1 protein-coding gene is annotated in these 1,496 nt (G+C 52.5%); it reads left to right on the top strand.

What is annotated here, in order from left to right:
• Positions 1–215 precede the first annotated feature (215 nt).
• Positions 216–1,496: transposase (locus tag GPK83_RS14615; protein WP_215705123.1), on the top strand; the 1,281-nt coding region annotated here is incomplete at its 3' end.

Genomic DNA, 1,496 nt, shown 5'->3' with positions numbered 1-1,496 from the left:
AGAGGATTACGGCTATGAAGCCGAAATGAATCTTTTGCGGCGTACCATTGCGGAAAACGAATCATAAAGGACGAAAAAAGAAACGCTGATAATAGCCGATAGAGGTTTTGAAAGTTCCGGCGTCGCATTCTCGTGACTTCAGTCGTGAGTAAGACGCCTCAAATGCCGGAAATCGCCATTCCCCGCCATAATTACCACAGAAAGGAGGCTGCCGTATGAAACTCAGCATGACGTACCGCGTCAGAACCAGAGGCTTTAACCATATCTTCGATGAGACCGTCCGTCTGTACCGTCAGGCAGTCTCCTTCTTCGTGGATGTTTGTCTTACGGAATGGAACCTGATATCCACCGGAAAGCTTCAGAAGGAACGGGTAAACCTGGTGGAATCACTTACTGTCAGGACCAGGCAGAATCCAGCAGTGCCATATGATTTCTCGGCCGCGTTCTACAAGTTCCCCAGTTACTTACGACGTGCTGCCATTGCGGAAGCACTGGGCAAGGTATCTTCCTACCAAAGCAACCTGGAAAACTGGGAGGCAGCGGAGCCGGAGAAACGCGGCGCGAAACCGTCGCTGCCGCAGGTGGGATACGTGTATCCGGCCATGTACCGTTCCGGTATGTTCATCCGTACCGGGATATACCAGGCAGCCTTAAAGGTCTTTATCCGCAATACCTGGGATTGGGTTCTGGTAGATCTCAGAAAGAGTGATGCAGATTACATCGAACATCACTGCAAGAACTACAAGGAATGCGTCCCGACCTTACAGAAACGTGGGAAGAAGTGGTTTCTGGACTTCGTGTTCCAGACAGCCGTAAAACTTCCGGATACCGATATCCGAAACACCCGTATCCTGGCAGTGGACTTAGGGCTAAACAGTGCGTGTACGTGCAGCGTCATGACTCCGGAGGGCGCGGTCCTCGGAAGGGAATTTCTTTCCCTTCCGGGAGAATACGACTCCCTGGAACATGCGGTAAGCCACATCAAACACGCACAAAAACTCTGTGCCCGTAAAACACCGGGACTCTGGAAACAGGCAAAAGGCATCAACGATGACATTGCGGTCAAGACCGCCCGGTTCATCGTGGATACGGCCATAAAGTATGACGTGGACTGCATTGTGATGGAATACTTGGATCTCGCCGGAAAGAAGCGCGGCAGCAAGAAGCAGCGTCTCCACCTCTGGCGGGCAAAGTATGTACAGACCATGGTAACGGACAAAGCACACCGGAACATGATCCGGACAGCCCGAGTCTGTGCCTGGAACACATCCAGGCTTGCATTTGACGGAAGCGGCAGAGTCATGAGAGGCAAGGAAGCAGATCTTCCAAGCTACAGCCTCTGCCGGTTCCAGACAGGGAAGCAGTACAACTGCGACCTGAACGCGAGCTATAATATCGGCTCCCGGTATTATATCCGGGAACTCTTAAAGACCCTTCCGGCAACGGCGGGGCAGGCGGTGACGGCAAACGTACCGGAACTGGCCCATAGAAGTCAG

Origin of the sequence: Clostridium sp. MCC328 (assembly GCF_018785465.1) — a bacterium.
Lineage (GTDB): Bacteria > Bacillota > Clostridia > Lachnospirales > Lachnospiraceae > Pilosibacter > Pilosibacter fragilis.
Note: the sequence above shows the minus strand (reverse complement) of the source record. Positions and strands in the feature narration are given on the sequence as shown.